At 62.1% G+C, this 17717-nt stretch carries 14 protein-coding genes; 8 read left to right on the top strand and 6 right to left on the bottom strand.

Going from position 1 to position 17717, the window contains the following annotated elements; translation table 11 throughout:
* Positions 1-16: 16 nt before the first annotated feature.
* Positions 17-724 carry a phosphoribosyltransferase gene (locus NR193_RS31700; RefSeq protein WP_256754601.1) on the bottom strand — a complete coding sequence of 236 codons (708 nt, stop codon included), beginning with the start codon at positions 722-724 and terminating at the stop codon, positions 17-19.
* Between the two features lie 3 nt (positions 725-727).
* Entirely contained in the window at positions 728-1195 is a 468-nt protein-coding gene (locus NR193_RS31695) for a DUF2267 domain-containing protein (RefSeq protein ID WP_256754600.1), read from the bottom strand.
* A 209-nt stretch (positions 1196-1404) separates the two neighbouring features.
* Here NR193_RS31695 and NR193_RS31690 point away from each other — a divergent pair, with 209 nt between their 5' ends.
* The 7 genes from NR193_RS31690 to mgtA all read left to right on the top strand — a co-directional run bounded on the left by NR193_RS31690 (position 1405) and on the right by mgtA (position 8412).
* The gene (locus NR193_RS31690; protein WP_091586155.1) at positions 1405-1788 is read left to right on the top strand and encodes a phasin family protein; all 384 of its coding nucleotides are present in this window, start codon (positions 1405-1407) and stop codon (positions 1786-1788) included.
* A 152-nt stretch (positions 1789-1940) separates the two neighbouring features.
* The gene (locus tag NR193_RS31685; protein WP_256754599.1) at positions 1941-3719 is read left to right on the top strand and encodes an alpha/beta fold hydrolase; all 1779 of its coding nucleotides are present in this window, start codon (positions 1941-1943) and stop codon (positions 3717-3719) included.
* 107 nt (positions 3720-3826) lie between these two features.
* Positions 3827-4033 (top strand): DUF2892 domain-containing protein, encoded by a 207-nt coding sequence (locus NR193_RS31680; RefSeq protein WP_256754598.1) that lies wholly within the window; start codon positions 3827-3829, stop codon positions 4031-4033.
* A gap of 17 nt (positions 4034-4050) precedes the next feature.
* Complete coding sequence (locus NR193_RS31675) at positions 4051-5022, top strand: YiiX/YebB-like N1pC/P60 family cysteine hydrolase (RefSeq protein WP_256754597.1); 972 nt, start codon at positions 4051-4053, stop codon at positions 5020-5022.
* Positions 5023-5134: 112 nt separating this feature from the next.
* Complete coding sequence (locus tag NR193_RS31670) at positions 5135-5422, top strand: cytochrome c (RefSeq protein WP_256754604.1); 288 nt, start codon at positions 5135-5137, stop codon at positions 5420-5422.
* Between the two features lie 129 nt (positions 5423-5551).
* Positions 5552-5722, top strand: a complete 171-nt coding sequence (locus tag NR193_RS31665) for a hypothetical protein (RefSeq protein ID WP_256754596.1) — start codon at positions 5552-5554, stop codon at positions 5720-5722.
* A gap of 68 nt (positions 5723-5790) precedes the next feature.
* Positions 5791-8412, top strand: coding sequence for a magnesium-translocating P-type ATPase (mgtA, locus tag NR193_RS31660; RefSeq protein ID WP_256754595.1), 2622 nt, complete (start codon positions 5791-5793; stop codon positions 8410-8412).
* A gap of 379 nt (positions 8413-8791) precedes the next feature.
* Here mgtA and NR193_RS31655 read toward each other — a convergent pair whose 3' ends face one another.
* From NR193_RS31655 to NR193_RS31640, 4 genes are all read right to left on the bottom strand, one after another.
* On the bottom strand, positions 8792-11176 hold the full coding sequence (locus tag NR193_RS31655; RefSeq protein WP_256754603.1) for a phosphoketolase: 2385 nt from the start codon (positions 11174-11176) through the stop codon (positions 8792-8794).
* Positions 11177-11383: 207 nt separating this feature from the next.
* Complete coding sequence (locus NR193_RS31650; protein ID WP_256754594.1) at positions 11384-12556, bottom strand: acetate/propionate family kinase; 1173 nt, start codon at positions 12554-12556, stop codon at positions 11384-11386.
* Positions 12557-12751: 195 nt separating this feature from the next.
* On the bottom strand, positions 12752-14386 hold the full coding sequence (locus NR193_RS31645; protein WP_256754593.1) for an ATP-binding cassette domain-containing protein: 1635 nt from the start codon (positions 14384-14386) through the stop codon (positions 12752-12754).
* Positions 14383-16041 carry an ABC transporter transmembrane domain-containing protein gene (locus NR193_RS31640; RefSeq protein ID WP_256754592.1) on the bottom strand — a complete coding sequence of 553 codons (1659 nt, stop codon included), beginning with the start codon at positions 16039-16041 and terminating at the stop codon, positions 14383-14385. The genes NR193_RS31645 and NR193_RS31640 overlap by 4 nt, the downstream gene beginning before the upstream one ends.
* A gap of 101 nt (positions 16042-16142) precedes the next feature.
* Here NR193_RS31640 and NR193_RS31635 point away from each other — a divergent pair, with 101 nt between their 5' ends.
* Positions 16143-17717: a cytochrome ubiquinol oxidase subunit I gene (locus NR193_RS31635; protein ID WP_256754591.1), complete on the top strand. Its 1575-nt coding sequence runs from the start codon at positions 16143-16145 to the stop codon at positions 17715-17717.

Here is a 17717-nt window from a genome sequence, read left to right as displayed (position 1 = left end):
AGCGTACGGACCAGCATCAATGCGATCTCCTGTTCTTCTCGGCCGTCGGGCCATCGCCAGCGATGTCGCGCCGTCGTATCTTGTGCAACTGGGCAGCTTCGTCCATGACGGCGATCACTTCGCTGTCGGAGAGCTGCGGAAACCGCAGATAGTGATAACCCAACGCACGGAACCGCCCAGGCTGGCTAAGGCATACCACGCGGTCCGCTTCCTGAGCCAGTTCGGCCAAGGTATCCGCTGGAGAAACGGGCACAGCCACGACAATCTCCATGGGCGCGCGATGCCGCAGCGCGCGGATAGCAACCTTCATCGTCGTGCCGGTCGCGGCGCCATCGTCGACAAGGATCACGGTCTTCCCGGCGACTGACAACGACTTGCGATTGCCCTTGTAGGCGATGCGTCGACGTTCGAGTTCGGGGCGTTCGAGAGCCACCAGCGCGGCAAGATCGGCATCGTCGAGCGAATAGGCCTCGACGATCTCCCGGTTGAGCACGACGTCAGGCGGATTGCCGTCCACGACGGCGGCAACGGCCAGTTCCGGATTACCCGGGGCACCGACCTTGCGGACGATGAGCAGGTCGAGTGGCGCTCCGAGCGCTTTGGCGACTTCAGCGGCGACAGGAACCCCACCGCGCGGCAGCGCCAGCACGATTGGTTGGTAAAGGCTGAGCCTGGCCAATTCGATACCGAGCCTTTCTCCAGCCTCCTTGCGGTCGCGGAACATCGGTCAATCCACCGGCCAGAGTTCACGAAGAGACTTCTTCATCGCGTTTCGCACCTGGATGATCTCACCATGTGAAACATGGCGATCGAGCAGCTTGAACACGGCGTTGATGGCGACATCGAAATCGATTTCGTCATCGCAACCGAAACTGGCTTCGACACGGATGATGAAATCGCGCTTCTTGCGCGCGCACGCGTTGGTAGCGGTTGGGGTCCAGCCTTCGAAAAAGACGCCGCGGATCAAGACCGGCAGCTGCGCCGAAAGATCGGCCATCTCGGCCGGCGACAACCCGTCGCGCACTGCGTGGAGAACGGTCTTGAGGAGCCGATATGCGCTCGGCTCACTCCAGCAAAGATCCGTCGCAAGTTCGTTGACCCATTGCTGCGCCTGCTGGGCGGCGTGGGTGAAGCTGGCGAAGGAGGTGTGGGACATGTGACTCATGATGTGCTCCCTTGTGAAGAACCGCATCATTTTCGAGCTTCGCGAACGTCCGCGCATTGCGCCGGATCAATTGGCCTTCTCAACACACCGGCACGCGTTCTCTCAATTCGAGACCAGTCGGTGGATCGATGCGGAAAACGTGCACATGTTGATCCTGATCAACGACACCATCGCCAATGGCGGTAGGTGTTTCCCTGCAGACGTCTTGTTTGCGACTGCCTCACAATGGAGCACCGATCATGCAAACTCATTCCGAGCCGTCGCAATTCGGCATGCAGCCCCTGCCGATGTTGGAAAATGGCCAAAAGTTGATCCTCGCTGCGGCATCCCTGCAAGCGCACGCTTTCAAAACGATGATGCGCTATCAGATCGAAACGCTCGCGTTTTTGAAACATCGTTACGAGCAGGACGTTAAGCTGGCCGAAGATCTGGTCGCCGGTTCCGAGTTCAATGACGCATTCGACGTTTTTTCGAACTTCCTGCAGAACGCGACATCGGAATACGCCACTGAAGCCGGCAAAGTCGCGGCGCTGACCTCGAAACTCACTTCGGAAACAGCCAGGCGCGTGCGCAAGGAGGCCGAGACCGCGATCGAGGATATGGCAGCGAAAACAGTCGCGTAGATCGCAAAGTTCAACCGGCTCGCGGGACGGTTTGGTCGTCCCGCGTCGGCTGGCTCGACTGCCTGATTGGGTCTGGAGACGGTTCGATGGCGACTCGGAGAGAAACTCGAAGCCGATCCCCGGATTCCGTTCCTGCTGCTTCGGACGGTGATGTGGCATTGAAGCCCGTTCATGCAGCACCCGGGCGGTATGCGGCACCCGAGAACCTGGACGACACATTTCGCCAGGTGGACCGTCTCGTTCACGCCGGGATGGCACAGGCGAGTTCCGGCATCTCACCGATCAGCCTTCTGCAGGCCTTGCAGGACTGGGGGCTACATCTGGCGATCTCGCCGGGCAAGCAGTACGAGCTTTGTGTAAAGGCGATCGAAAAATCGGCTCGCCTGGCGACATTCCTGGCCAGCTGTGTCGAAAGGAAGGGGCTTTCCCAGCCTTGCATTTCACCCCTGCCACAGGACCGGCGCTTTGGCCATTCGGGCTGGCAGGTTTATCCGTTCAGCGCTTATCAGCAATCCTTTCTGCTATGGCAGCAATGGTGGCATAACGCGACCAGCGACGTGCACGGCGTTTCGGCAAAGCACGAACGACTGGTCGAGTTCTACAGCCGGCAATTTCTCGACATGATGTCGCCGTCGAATTTCATCGGCAGCAACCCCGAGGTTCTGTCAAAGACAATAGGCGAGGGCGGTTCGAACCTGTGGGCCGGGCTGACGAATCTGGCCGACGATCTGGCCCGGCAGTCGGCAGGCCGCCCGGCGGCCGGCACGGATCATTTCCGGCCAGGCCTGGAGGTGGCGGCGACGCCCGGCGACGTCGTGTATCGCAATGAGTTCATCGAACTGATCCAGTACCGGCCGGTCACGGAGACGGTGAAGTCCGAGCCGATCCTCATCGTGCCGGCCTGGATCATGAAATACTACATTCTCGATCTGTCACCGCACAATTCGCTCATCCGCTATCTGGTCACGCAGGGCTTCACGGTGTTCTGTATCTCCTGGCGCAATCCCGGGCGCGAACAGCGGGAGTGGTCGATCGACCATTACCGCTGGCATGGCGTCATGGCGGCAATTGATGCGGTCTGCGATATCACCAGCGGCGCAAAGGTGCACGCGGTGGGTTACTGCCTGGGTGGAACGCTGCTTTCCATCGCGGCATCGGCGATGGCGCGCGACGGCGACGACCGGCTGAAGTCGCTTTCGCTGATAGCGGCCCAGATCGATTTCGAAGAACCAGGCGAACTCGGCCTGTTTATCGATGAGAGCCAGGTGTCCATGCTCGAGGATCTAATGTGGAGCGAGGGCTTTCTCGATCAGCGGCGCATGGCGGGCGCCTTTCAGATGCTGCGCTCCCAGGATTTGATATGGTCACGCATCGTGCGCGAATACCTGCTCGGCGAACGCCCGGCTATGTCGGATCTGATGACATGGAACGCCGACGCAACGCGCATGCCATACCGGATGCAATCAGAATATCTGCGCCAGCTTTATCTCGGCAATGATCTGTCGCAAGGCCGTTTCCAAGTCGATGGCCGGCCGGTCCATGTCGAGGACATCAAGGTTCCGGTGTTCGCACTGGGAACGGTGACCGACCACGTGGCGCCGTGGCGTTCCGTTTTCAAGCTGACGCACCTGCTCGACACGGATGTCGACTTCGTCCTGACGAGCGGTGGCCACAATGCCGGCGTCGTGTCGGAGCCGGGTCACCCAGACCGGAGCTACAAGCGGCTGCGGCATGTGAGCGGGCAACCTCATCCGGATGCCGAAACCTGGTCGGCATCCGCCGCTGCCGTCGATGGTTCGTGGTGGCGGGAATGGGTGGACTGGCTGGCTCTCCATTCCGGCGCTGTCATTCCGCCGCCGCCCCCAGGCGGAGGCGCCGGGCGTTACCGGCCGGTCTGTGCGGCTCCTGGAACATACGTGTTTGAGCCCTGATACGGCGAAGACGGCTTGACGCCGATCAATGCCCTCTCGAGCGGCAAGTGCTGGGATGGCATTATCGGCAGATCGCCGCAAATCCACGAAATACCTGGAGAACCAGCATGCTCAAGATGAATGTCGGCTTTGTCGATCGCGTTGTGCGCGTGATCGTCGGCCTCGCGCTGCTTTCGCTTTTCTTCATCTATCCGGGCGCTGCCTGGCGCTATGGTCTGCTCGTGGGCCTGGTTCCACTGCTTACGGGATTGTTCGGAACGTGTCCCCTCTACACACTGCTCCGGATCTCGACCTGCCCGGCAGGAAAGGCCTGAATTGACCTAAGCAAGCCATGCTGGCGCTCTTCAGCGCCGGCTCGCCGTTTCAGGCGAGCCCTGATCCCCAAAAACGAAATCAACGCCTGATCCAGATTGGCTGCGAGATGAGGGACGCTCTTGCGAGGACAGTTCGCGGCTATGTGCTGCTGCTGGTGACCATTGCGCTTGCGGGATGTATCCATCAGCAGCAGAAACCCACTTCCATGGGCGCAGCCACATTCGCCGGCAACCTGTCGCAGTGCTGTCTCAACCCCGAGAAGTATCCGGCTTGGCTGGTAGATCTGGTCGAGCCAGCGGCGCCGCTTGTCGGGCGCACGATTGCGCATGTTGTCTGGAGGCAGGGTTATCTCGCCAATGGCATGGCCCAGAGGGCGATTCTGAGTGTGCTGAAACCCCTCGACATCCTTGTTTTGAGTTCAAAAGGCCGAATGTCTGGCCACACCATCCCCGGGCTTTTTGGCCATACCGCCATCTATCTCGGTACCGAGACGGAACTGCGCCAAATGGGCGCCTGGGATGATCCACGCATAGTGCCGTACCAGAAGCGCATACGGGCAGGCGCGATGATGATCGAAGCCGATCAGGACGGGATTCATCTGTCGCCGGCGCGTTCCGTGCTCAATGCCGATCGGGTGGTGGTCCTGCGACCGCATCTGACGAGCAATCGGCGGCGCAGGGAGGTGATCACCGGGTTCGTCGAGCATATAGGCCAGCGCTTCGATTTCCATTTCGATAACGCAAGTTCGGAACGGCTCTACTGTACAGAACTGATCAATCACGTGATGCCGGAAGCCGGGCTGCCTGCCCGTCGCCTCTACGGTCGTCAGAGCACTTTGCCCGACGAGGTCGTTGCCCGGGCCGCTATTGGAAAATCAAATCTCAACCTGGTTCTCTATGTCAGAAGTCTCTCACCCCAATGGGAAAGTGCATCGCGCCGAATGCTGGTCGCCGACATTGCGTCGGCATGTCATTCCAAGGCCGATTGATGGAAATCAAGGCAGGGAACGGCCATGAGCGCAGATTGCCGCAATGAATGCTTCCATCGACGATAACACTGTCCGACATCATTCCTTGCGGGCCTTTGTCCTCGCCCTCTCGCTGGTTGTGCCCGCGCTGCCGGCGCTGGCCGACAGCATAACGGAGCGCGGCAAGGCCTTGGTGGAGTTCAATTGTGCCCGCTGCCACGCCATTGGAAAAACCGACAAGAGCAGCCATCCGGACGCTCCCGCCTTTCGCACCCTGTCAAAGCGCTATCCGCTGACGGATTTGGAGGAGGCCCTCGCAGAAGGCATTTCGACCGGTCATCCCGACATGCCTGAATGGGTCGCCAGCCCCGACCAGATCGATGCGATCATCGCCTACATAGCCAGTGTGCAGCAGCCGTGACCGAAGCCACCGACCAGGCGCAAGGCCGCACCTGACTGGTGTTCGGGCAATCGAGCGGCACATTTGATGGCGATCAAGTCCCCATCTCGCAGCGGGCCTAGAATGGCAACTCCTCCACGGAGCGAGATCATGAAGGATTTCAAGGATAGGACCGCGCTCGTCACACGGGTCGGATCAGGAACCGACGCCGCTCTTGCACGCGGCGCGCATGTCGCCGCCGACGTCGATATGGCGGCCTTTGGCTGCGTCACGCGCTCTCTGGTCGAGGAAAGCGGCATCAACCGCTTCGTGTCGCATTGATGGTGTCTCACACTGTGCCGGGCGATGTTGAACAGCCACCGCGACAGGACGGGCAAACAGGAATTGCGATGCAACCCGTCCCTGCATCGGCGGGCATTCCTGACGAAGATGCCTATTGGTCGATCGAGGCCAATGACCTCCTGAAACGTCTCAAGACATCGGGCTCGGGGCTTGCCACCTCCGAGGCCGCATCCAGGCTTGCAAAATACGGCCGAAACACGCCGGAGGCGCGGTCCGGCACGTCGGCTTTGACCATATTCGTGGGGCAGTTCCGCAGTCCACTGGTCCTGATCCTCATTTTTGCGGCCGGCGTGTCGGCTTTCGTTGGTGAGGGCCAGGAGGCCGTGATCATCGGCGCGATCGTGCTGGCGAGCTGCGTCCTGAGCTTCACCCAGGAATACGGCGCGTCGCGAGCGACAGAAGCACTGAAACAGCGTGTTTCACACAAGGCTATTGTCCTGCGCGACGGTGCCGAATGCGCCATCAATGCCGAAGACATCGTGCCTGGCGACGTGATCCGGCTCTCGGCCGGAAACCTCATTCCCGCGGACGGTGTCATTCTGGATGCGCGTGATTTCAATGTCAGCGAGGCGGTGCTGACCGGCGAGACGTTTCCGGTTGTGAAAACACCGGGCCGATCGGCACCAGAAGCTTCCGTCGCGCAGCGCAGCAACGCCGTCTTCACCGGCACGTCGGTCCGCAGCGGCACCGCGACCGTGGTGGCGGCGGCGACCGGTGAACGCACCGAGTTCGCGTCTATCGCCGCGGCCCTCGAGCGACGTATCCCTGAAACGGGGTTTGCCAGGGGCATCAGACGCTTTGGCTACCTGATGACGGAGATCATGCTGGTGATCGTCATCATCGTGTTCTTCGCCAATCTGCTGCTCCATCGGCCGCTGATTGAATCGATGCTGTTCTCGCTGGCGCTGGCGGTGGGTCTCACGCCGGAACTGCTTCCAGCCATCATCAGCGTGACGCTGGCTCGGGGTGCCCGCGCCATGGCGGCCAACGGCGTCATCGTGCGCCGGCTCGATGCCATCGAAAATTTGGGCAGCATGGACCTGCTTTGCACAGACAAGACGGGAACGCTGACCGAAGGTGTCATCCACCTCGATGGGTGGCTCGACGTCGATGGCAATCCATCGACGGATATCCTGCTCTGGGCACGGCTCAACGCCACCATGCAGACCGGGTTGAAGAACCCACTGGACGAAGCGATAGCCAGTGCCCAGGGCGACGACGGTGCAACATTAAGGTCCTTCACGAAAGTCGATGAGATTCCGTACGATTTCATCCGCAAGCGGCTGTCGGTGGTTGTCCACCACAACGGTGCCGAAGACGACCTCCTGATCACCAAGGGTGCAGTGCAAAATGTCCTCGAAGTCTGCAGGTTCGTTCGAACTGCGAATGGGCTGGAACCCCTGGGGGACACGCATCGTGCCGCGATCGACGAGAAATTCAGACGCTGGAGCGCGGACGGCTATCGGGTCCTGGGTATGGCTATCCGTCGTTTCGAAAGCCGGGAGGCCCTTTCCAGGAAGGACGAGACCGATCTCGCCTTCGCCGGTTTCCTGCTTTTCCTCGATCCGCCGAAGCAGGGGATCAAGCAGGCGCTTTCCGCGCTTGCCCACAGGGGCATCGCCGTAAAGGTCATTTCGGGCGACAACCGCTATGTCACCGCGCATCTCGCCACGGCGGTTGGCTTGCGCGCCGAGAGGATCATGACTGGCGAGGATCTGTCGAAGCTGACAAAAAGCGCTCTCTTCGCAGCCGTGCAACACACCGACCTGTTTGTCGAAATCGACCCCAATCAAAAAGAACGCATTGTCGAGGCATTCCGGAGCCGAGGCCATGTCGTCGGCTATATGGGAGACGGCATCAACGATGCGCCCGCCCTGCACGAAGCTGATATCGGTATCTCGGTCGACACCGCGGTCGATGTCGCCCGCGAGGCTGCCGATATCATCCTTCTCAAACAGGATCTGGGCGTACTCGTGCGCGGCGTCGACGACGGTCGCAAGACCTTCGCCAACACGATGAAATACATCTCCATCACGACCAGCGCCAATTTCGGCAACATGATCAGCATGGCCGTCGCTTCGCTGTTCCTGCCGTTCCTGCCACTACTGGCAACGCAGATCCTGCTCAACAACCTGCTGTCCAGCATTCCCTCGCTGGCGATCGCCACTGACAATGTCGATGCGGAGCAGCTGCACCGACCGCGCCGCTGGGACATCGGCTCGGTGCGGAGGTTTATGCTCAGCTTTGGGCCGATCAGTTCCCTGTTTGACTTTGCGACCTTCGCGTTCCTGTTGTTTATCGCCCATGCAGCGCCCGCCATGTTCCAGACCGCGTGGTTCGTCGAGTCACTCACGACCCAGCTGGCGATCGTGCTTATCGTGCGCACCCACAAGGCGTTCTGGGCGAGCCGTCCCAGCCCGCTGCTTGCCGGGCTTACGCTGGCTGTCGCGATTGTCGCGATCGTCATACCCTACGTGCCCTTCGCCGCGTATTTCGGCTTCGTGCCGCTGCCGCTGCCCGTGCTTGTCGGGCTCGTCGCCATCACCGCGCTCTATCTGTTGGCCTCGGAGGTAACCAAGCGCTGGTTCTTCGATCACGAAAAGCATCATTCCCATCGACCGCGATCCAACAAGACGCCGACGGGTAACAGACTGCCACAATCACCCTGATGGCGACGGGCAGCGCCCAGGTGTGATCCAGAACGGAATGGCGACTAAGAACATCCGCGCAGATGCGCGTTGGCATCTGCTGGCCCCTCCAGTAAGCCCATGTTGGCAAAGCGCTTTCTCGGCTGATGGTTGATTGCCAAGTGTGGACGGCATTGCAACAACTGCACGCCCACGGCGTACTGCCATTTGATGGAAGAAACAGATTGGAGCTTCAGCGATCCGCATCACCAGTTGAGAGGTGCGGTACCCTGCAACGGTTGCATGTCGGGTTTGCAGGACGTGGTTCGCGTGGCCAGCGTCAGTTCATCGAGAGGTGCGAGGGACTAACCGGCAAGGATTTCGTTCCTCGGCCGGCCGAAATTGAATGGCTTTGCCCTGTTCAAGCCCCGACGGTCCAGCGCCATTCGCGGATCTCGGGCATGTCGATGCCGTGGGCGCGAATGTAGCGTTCGTGTTCGACGAGTTTGTCGCGCATGGCCTGCTTGACGTAGACGGCGCTTGCGCCGAGCCCTGGCACGAGGTCGATGACGTCGGCCGCGAGATGGAAGCGGTCAAGCTTGTTGCGAACCACCATGTCGAACGTGGTTGTCGTCGACCCTTCCTCCTGATAGCCGCGCACATGGATGTTATGGTGGTTGGTGCGCTTGTAGGCCAGCCGGTGGATGAGCGTCGGATAGCCGTGATAGGCGAAGACCACGGGCTTGTCCTTCGTGAACAGCGCGTCGAAGTCACCATCGCTCAAGCCGTGCGGATGAGCCGTGTTTGGCTGCAGCGTCATCAAATCCACCACGTTGACCACCCGCACCTTCAATTCCGGAAGGTAGTGGCGCAGCAGGTCCACCGCCGCGAGGGTCTCGAGGGTGGGCACATCGCCGGCGCAGGCCAGAACGACATCGGGCTCACCGCCCCGGTCGTTGCTGGCCCATTCCCATATGCCGACGCCCTGGGTGCAGTGTTTGATCGCCGCGTCCATGTCGAGCCATTGTGGGGCAGGGGCCTTTCCCGCGACGATGACATTGATCCGCCCCCAGCTTCGGAGGCAGTGATCCGTGACGTAAAGCAGCGTGTTGGCGTCCGGCGGCAGGTAGATGCGGACGATATCGGCCTTCTTGTTCGCGACATGGTCGATGAAGCCGGGATCCTGATGGCTGAAACCGTTGTGGTCCTGCTGCCAGACATGGGATGTCAGGAGATAGTTCAGCGATGCAATCGGGCGCCGCCAGGCAACGTCCTGCGAAGTCTTGAGCCACTTCGCGTGCTGATTGAACATGGAATCGACGATGTGGATAAACGCTTCGTAACAGGAAAGCAGGCCGTGACGGCCAGTCAGCAGGTAGCCCTCGAGCCAGCCCTGGCACAGATGCTCGCTGAGGATTTCCATCACGCGGCCAGCCGGCGCCAGATGGTCGTCTTCGGGAATGGTCCGTGCATCCCAAGCCCTGTTCGTGACCTCGAACAGCGCCTGAAGCCGGTTTGACGCGGTCTCGTCCGGACCGAATACGCGAAAGTTCCGGCTTGCCTCGTTCTCCCGCATCACGTCGCGCAGGAACGTGCCCATGATCCGGGTCGCCTCCGCATTGGCTTCTCCGGGGTGCGCGACCGGAATGGCGTAGGACTCGAATCCGGGCAGCCGCAGCGGACGCATCAGCGCTCCGCCATTGGCATGTGGATTGGCGCTCATGCGCTGTTCGCCCGCTGGGGCGAGCGCGGCGATCTCGGCACGTAGAGCGCCCGCTTCATCGAACAGTTCTTCGGGCTTGTAGCTTCGCAACCAATCGTCCAGAAGCTGCAGATGACCGGGCTTGGTCATATCGCTGAAGGGCACCTGATGCGAGCGCCAGAAACCCTCGGTCTTGAGCCCATCGACCGTCTTCGGGCCGGTCCAGCCCTTTGGACTGCGCAGCACGATCATCGGCCATTGAGGCCGCTGGGCCTGGCCGTCTCCGCGCGCGGCCGATTGAATAGCCTCGATGCGTGCGAAAGCCTCTTCCAGCGCACCGGCCATTTCCTGATGCATTATCTCGGGCTCATCGCCTTCCACGAACAGGGGCGCATAGCCGTAGCCGCGCAACAGCGCCTCCAGTTCCTCGGGCGGGATGCGCGCCAGCACCGTGGGGTTCGCGATCTTGTAGCCGTTCAGATGCAGGATCGGCAGAACGGCGCCATCGGCCCCGGGATTGAGAAACTTGTTGGCGTGCCATGACGCCGCCAGCGGGCCGGTTTCGGCTTCCCCGTCGCCGACCACGCACGCCACGACGAGGTCGGGATTGTCGAGCACCGCGCCGTAGGCATGCGCCAGCGAATAGCCGAGTTCGCCACCCTCGTGAATCGAGCCGGGTGTTTCCGGCGCTGCATGGCTCGGTATGCCACCAGGGAAGGAGAACTGGCGAAACAGCCGACAGAGGCCTTCCTCATCGCGAGATATGTCGGGATAGAGCTCGCTATAGGTGCCTTCCAGATAGGTATTGGCCACGACACCCGGAGCCCCGTGCCCCGGGCCGGCAACGAAAAGCACATTGGTGCCCTTGGTCCGGATGATGCGATTGAGATGCACGTAGACAAAGTTCAATCCGGGCGTGGTGCCCCAGTGGCCGAGAAGGCGCGGCTTGACGTGCTCGATCTTGAGTGGTTCTCGCAAGAGGGGATTGGCAAGCAGATAAACCTGACCGACGGACAGATAATTCGCCGCGCGCCACCATGCGTGCATGAGCTTCAATTGATCCGGCGGCAGGACCTGTCCTGTCGGCACCGCGTCCCGTTTCATCGCGTCCATGGGAAATGTTCCCCGTCTCTGGTTGTCAATTGCGTGCGCCGCCGGTTCAGTTCGCGTCGCCGACCGGCTCGATCGGATCGACCTTGCGGTGGGCATGATCCCTTCACATTGATCCCGATCAACAACAAGCGTCCGCGCTCCAATAGGTTGCGTCCGCCGGCCCAAACCGTGTGGCGCGCGGTCGGGAGAGTGTCGGCCTCAGATGATGGACAGGGCCTCCTGCGCGATCACCAGTTCCTCATCGGTTGGGACGACCATGACGACGACCTTGCTGTCGGCTGCCTCGATCCGCGTGGCGTTCCGCGCATTCGCCGCGGCATCGACGACCACGCCGAGCCATCCGAGGTGCTTGCATATGGCTGCACGGATTTCCGGCTGATGCTCGCCGATGCCGGCGGTGAAGACGATGCCGTCGAGTCCGCCCAGCGCTACGGCGATGGCCGCCGTTTCCCGCGCAATGCGAAAGGCGAATAGTTCAAGCGCTTCGCGTGCTTTCGGATCCCTGCTGGAGATCAGATCGCGGCTGTCGGCGCTGATGCCCGAAATGCCCAGCAGGCCGGAACGGTGATAGAGCATGTCCTCGATATCCGCGACGCTCAGACCGCGCTGCTTCAGGAGATGGATGATGACGCCAGGGTCCAGTGCGCCGCAGCGCGTTGCCATCGGAATGCCGTCGAGCGTCGAAAAACTCATGCTGGTGTCGCGGCTGACGCCCGCGGCGAGCCCACACAGGCTCGCGCCGCTGCCGAGATGGGCAACGATGATGCGTCCGGCGGCTGTATCGGGTGCAAGCTCCTGTATCCTGGAAGCGATGAATTTGTAGGAGAGGCCATGGAAGCCGTAGTGCTTGATGCCCTGGTCGAACAGCTCGCGCGGCAGAGCAAAGCGGCGAACCAGATCGCTCTGGCTGCGATGGAAGGCGGTGTCGAAGGACGCGACCTGGCGTAGTCCCGGCCGCAAATGGCCGACGGCGCGGATCAGGCGAATGCTTTGAGGCTGGTGGAGCGGAGCCAACGGCACCAAAGCTTCGATCGCGGCCAACACGTCTTCGCTGACCAATGCCGGTCCGGCAAAACGGTCGCCGCCATGCACCACCCGATGGCCGACCGCGCAAAGTTCGTTCACGGAGAAGTGGTTCTCGATCCACGCCAGAATTTCGTCGATCAAAGCGTGGAGATCGTCGCTCACCGTAGCCTTCAACACGACGTTGAATGCGCTGGTTTCCTCCTCGACGCGCAGCGTCAGGGGCAGGTGCCGCAGATCGACGACTCCCCTGGCCAGTGGCCGCGGCCCGTGCGTGCCGATCGTGAACAAGGCAAGCTTGATGGTGGAGGAGCCGGGGTTGAACGTCAGCACGATCGGACCGCTCATGGTTTCGCCTTCTCAGTGCTTCAATCTGACCCGTCACGAACAGTTTGCACGCGACCGCCCTTGCAAGTCGGGAGTTACCACAAAGATGGAGGGCGCCGGGCACAAGAAAAAGACCCGCTCCAAGGCCGGCCCGCGAACTGGCCTTGCGCCAGTGCTTTCAACTATCGCGACTTCGGAAAATCGTTCCCTGCCGCTTCATTGCAGTCGAACCGCCGTGGTCCCTTTCGGTGCCAGCTCGTCATGGCTCGACAGGATGACGATCCGTTGCCGCAGCCGGTGCAGTAGCGCATCGAGAATGCGCTTGCCCTGTTCGGTATCGAGATGTTCGCTCGGCTCGTCCAGAAGCACGACAGGCCGGTTGGAAAGCCATGCACGGGCGAGGTTCAGCCTTTGCGCCTCGCCGAGCGACAGCACATCCTGCGTGATCCAGCCGTCCAGGCCGCCCGCCGCCCTTATCCGGTCCTGAAGTTCCACGCTGCTCAATGCACTCCACAATTCGTCGTCACTGGCGTGCGGGGCAAACAGGTTCTCGCGCACGGTGTCGGCGAGAACCGTCGCATCGTGGGGGCAAACGCAACTGATGGCGCGACGCGCATCCACTCCGAGACCGATGCCGTCGCTCAAGACGCATCCATCACCGACGTCCAGCCAGCCGGCGATCTGCTTCAACAAGGAGGTCTTGCCGCAGCCGCTGGCGCCATGCAGGACCGTTGGCCTGCCTGCCTCGAAGGTCGCGCTGACCGGCCTTCCGATCAGCCGGCCATCCGGGGCGTGGCGTGGCAACCGGTCTAGCGTCAACGAGGAGATCCGCTCCGGGACATGCTTGCGTGACACGCCGTCCGGGGTATTCCATTTGGCCAGGGTCGACCGGGCTTTCTTCTCGCGCGCGAAGGCGACGACGATCTTCGATGCGCCCAGTACGGATTCCCCAACGGCCAGCCAGGCGAAGCCCAGCAGGGCGGGCACCAAAAGGGCCTCGCCGCGCAGGCCCGACAACCAGGCGGACACCAGGACGCTCAGCATGGCGCATGGCGCCAGGCAGTTGGCCAACGTATCGAACAAGGCCTGCCTGTGGCGAAGCACCAATGCACGCGTCTGGGCATTGGCGTAGCCATCGAACGGCGCTTCAAGCATGGGACCCCAGCGGCGTTCGCCCTGCAATGGCACCACGGCCTGTATCGCGGCGCCAAGCAGGCGGGAGGCCTGTTGCCGGCCTTCGCGCATGGCCGCCAGATCGGCGTCGGCTCGGTTTGCCAGGAAATAGGCCCCGACGATGTTGACCGAGATGAGCAGCAGGATCGGCACGACTGCCAGCGGCGCTATCAACAGGGTCGCTGCGACAAGCAAGAGAATGGCGACGCCAAGGGTCGCTGACGGCAGGCTGACGCGCAGTCGCGCATAGTCCACGTCCTCGACGTCGTCGAGATAGTCGGCAAGGCGATCCTGGTTGCCAAGCTGCCAGCCGGCCTTGCGCACCGAGGGAGCCGCCGCCATCGCGGCGAACAGCGTCGAGCGGCGCCGGACCTGATCGGTGAGGGCCGCCCGGTGGCCGACAACGCGCTCGCCATATTTGGCCGCCGTCCGTGTCAGTGCGAACAGGCGTATCAATGCGGCGGGGACATGGAAGTTGAACGTCAACGCGGCGGGCGTCAGGCCCGCCAGGGCGACCGCGCCGAGAAACCACACAGACACGCCGGTCAGCAGGATTCCGCCCGCCAGGGCGGCGAATGCCAGAACAAGGGCGAGGCGCCACGGTGCCCTGTTTCGGACTGGCTCTTGCGGTGGACCGATCCGCGTCTGCGCGGCGATCGAGGACGCGACGGCATTCATGCGACTTTCTCCCGTGCCTGCCGGTTGTCCGCGCCGAGGTCTATGGTTGTGCCGGCAAGCATGGCCAGGCTTCTGTCATGCGTTGCCACCAGGACGAGCCGGCTGCACGCCGCATCCGCAAGCGCACGACGAACCATCGCGGCGTTGCCGGGATCAAGCTTGGCGGTCGGCTCGTCGGCAAAGATGGATCGGCCCGAGATCAGCGCACGCGCCAGGCCGATGCGCACTCGCTGCCCGCCGGAGAGGTTCTCACCGCCGGCCTGGATCAGCGCGTCGAGCCCGCCGGGCAGAAGCACATCGTCGAGAAGACCGACATTGCCCGCAGCAAGCAACAGCCGGGTCCGGCAACATGGGCCGTTTTGCCAGGCGATGGCAGCGCCAAGCGTGCCTTCCGGCACATAGATGTCGGTGGAGCACCAAGCGATGCCTGGGCGGGAGTCGAGATCCGCTTCGAAAGATGGCGCGGACCCGATCCCGGCGAGGTGGCGCAGCAGGGTCGACTTGCCCGATCCGCTCGGTCCGGTGATGGCCACCAGCCCGGTCCGGGGCAGAAGCGATGCGGCGCCGGCCAGATCGCGGGTCACGATGGCGGCTTCGAAAGCCGACGATTGCGGATGAGCGGCCAGAACGAGCGTGTCGAGCGCGGTGGCGGCGGCGAGGCCCTCGGCCTTGGCGTGATACTGCTCCGCGTAGCGCCGGAACGGGGCGAAATACTCCGGCGCGATCATCAGGATGAACAGGCTCTGCCAGAGCTGGAGGTCGGCGAAGCCGGGGATGTTGACGAGCTTGAGATGGCCGAGGCCGAGAAACACGGCGAGCATCGCGATCGACAGCGACGAGAAGAAGTCGATGATGCCGGCGTTGAGGAAGGCGATCCTGAGCACGCCCATAGTGCCCGAGGCATAGGTATCCAGCCGCACCGCGAGCTTGCGCCTTTCCCGGCTCATCGCGTGGTTTCCAAGAATGGTCGGCAAGGTGCGGATGCGATCGGCGAACTGTGCGGCGAGACGGCCGAACGCTTTTTCCTGAGCCTCGGCTCCGCTACGGATCGCGCCGCCAATCAGAGCGAAAAAGACGATCATCACCGGAGTCAGCACGACGAGCGCCAATGCCGCCTCCCACGAAACGGCGACAATAACGGTTGCGGCAAGCAGGGGGCCCAGCCCCAGCATGGTCGACGCGAGGCGATGCCCGACCGCCAGGCCGGCCACGGCTTGCGGATAGCGTTGCAGTCCAGCGATCAATGTTCCGAGCGGCATCGCCTGGATGTCGACGGGAAGAGCCGCGGCGAGGGCGCGACGCACCGACTCGAGCAGGCCGTTGGCGACCTTCAGTTCCGTATTGGCGACGGCTCGGTCGGCCGCCAGGCCGACGACAGAGCCGAGAATCAGGCTGATCAGCGCCGCGCCAAGCAGCAGCCAGCTTGCATTTCCCGAGATCATGCGGCCCACGAACATTGCCGCCAGACCTGTGAAGGCAAGCCGCAGCACCGCGCGCGCCGCTTGCAATGCAAGGGCGGAACGCAAGCCGGGGGCGGCAAGGCCGCGGGCAACGCAAAGTGTCTTGCCGGGGGCAGACGCCCCTGGCTTGGCCGCTTCCGGCGAATTTGCCTCCGTTGGGCGTTTGCCGCGGTGTTTCAGGACAGTTTCGAGCATGACAGTTCAATCTCATGCCGGGGCCATCAGTGAATTGACGCACATCAAAAGGCGCGACCGCCGAACACGCTATCGAAGGAGACGCTTAACGGAGTTCTCCCATGACCAACCCACTGCTTGTGGAGTTGTCGCGGCTGCAATTTGCGCTGACTGCGATGTACCACTTCCTGTTCGTCCCGCTGACACTGGGTCTCTCCATCATGCTTGCGATGATGGAGACGGTCTACGTCATGACTGGCCGCACGATCTGGCGCGACATGGTCAAATTCTGGGGCGTGCTGTTCGGCATCAATTTCGCCCTCGGTGTCGCCACGGGCATCACCATGGAATTCCAGTTCGGCATGAACTGGGCCTATTATTCGCACTATGTCGGAGACGTGTTCGGCGCCCCTCTCGCGATCGAGGGCCTGATGGCGTTCTTCCTGGAGGCGACCTTCGTCGGGCTGTTCTTCTTCGGCTGGGAAAAGCTCTCGGCGCGCGCGCATCTCGTGGTCACCTGGCTTGTCGCGCTGGGCACCAATTTTTCGGCGCTATGGATCCTGATCGCCAATGGCTGGATGCAGAATCCTGTCGGCTCGGCCTTCAATCCGGACACGATGCGCATGGAAGTGACGGACTTCATGGCCGTCATCTTCAATCCGGTGGCGCAGGCGAAGTTCGTCCACACCGTTTCGGCGGGCTATGTCTGCGGCGCCGTTTTCGTACTCGGTGTCTCGGCCTTCTATATGCTGCGCGGGCGGCATATCGATCTCGCCAAGCGCTCTTTCGTCATCGCCTCGGCCTTCGGCATCGCCTCGTCGCTGTCGGTCATCGTACTCGGTGACGAGAGCGGCTACGACATCACCGACAACCAGAAGATGAAGCTCGCCGCCATGGAGGCGATGTGGGAGACCGAGCCGGCTCCCGCCTCCTTCACCGCGTTCGGCTTTCCCAGCATGAGCGATCGCACGACCTATTTCGCCGTGCATATCCCTTGGGTCATGGGCCTTATCGGCACCCGTTCGATCGACAAGGAGATTCCCGGCATCTTCGAACTCGTCCAGAGGGCCGAGGGGCGGATCCGCAACGGGCTGACAGCCTACGACGCCCTGGAAAAGCTCAAGGTCAACCATGGCGACGCGGCGGCACGCGCCAGCTTCGACGCGACAAGCAGGGATCTTGGCTACGCCCTGCTGCTGAAGCGCTATATCGATGATCCGCGCCAGGCCACTGACGATCAGGTCAAGCAGGCAGCATGGTCGACCGTTCCGGAAGTGCCGGCGATCTTCTTCACCTTCCGGATCATGGTGTTGTGCGCCTTCCTGCTGCTTGCCGTCTTCGCGATCTCGCTTTGGCACACGATGCGCGAGACGCCGGCTCCGCGCTGGCTGTTCCGCATGGCGCTGATCGCGATGCCATTGCCATGGCTTGCCGTGGAGCTCGGTTGGTTCGTCTCCGAATTCGGCCGCCAGCCCTGGATCATCGAGGGCATGCTGCCGACCTTCCTGGCGACGTCCGAGCTCGGCATTCCCGACCTTGTGATTACCATCCTGGGCTTCACCCTCGTCTATGGCGTGCTGGCCGTGATCGAGGTGAAGCTGATGCTGCAGGCGATAGCGAAAGGGCCGACTGTCGGCACAGATATCACGCCTCCCGTCGGCGAAGGCACAAAAATCCATCTGGTCGCCGCCCAGTAA

The organism is Mesorhizobium sp. Mes31, from assembly GCF_024519675.1.
In the GTDB taxonomy this organism is placed as follows: domain Bacteria; phylum Pseudomonadota; class Alphaproteobacteria; order Rhizobiales; family Rhizobiaceae; genus Mesorhizobium.
This window is presented reverse-complemented; position numbering and strand designations above follow the sequence as displayed.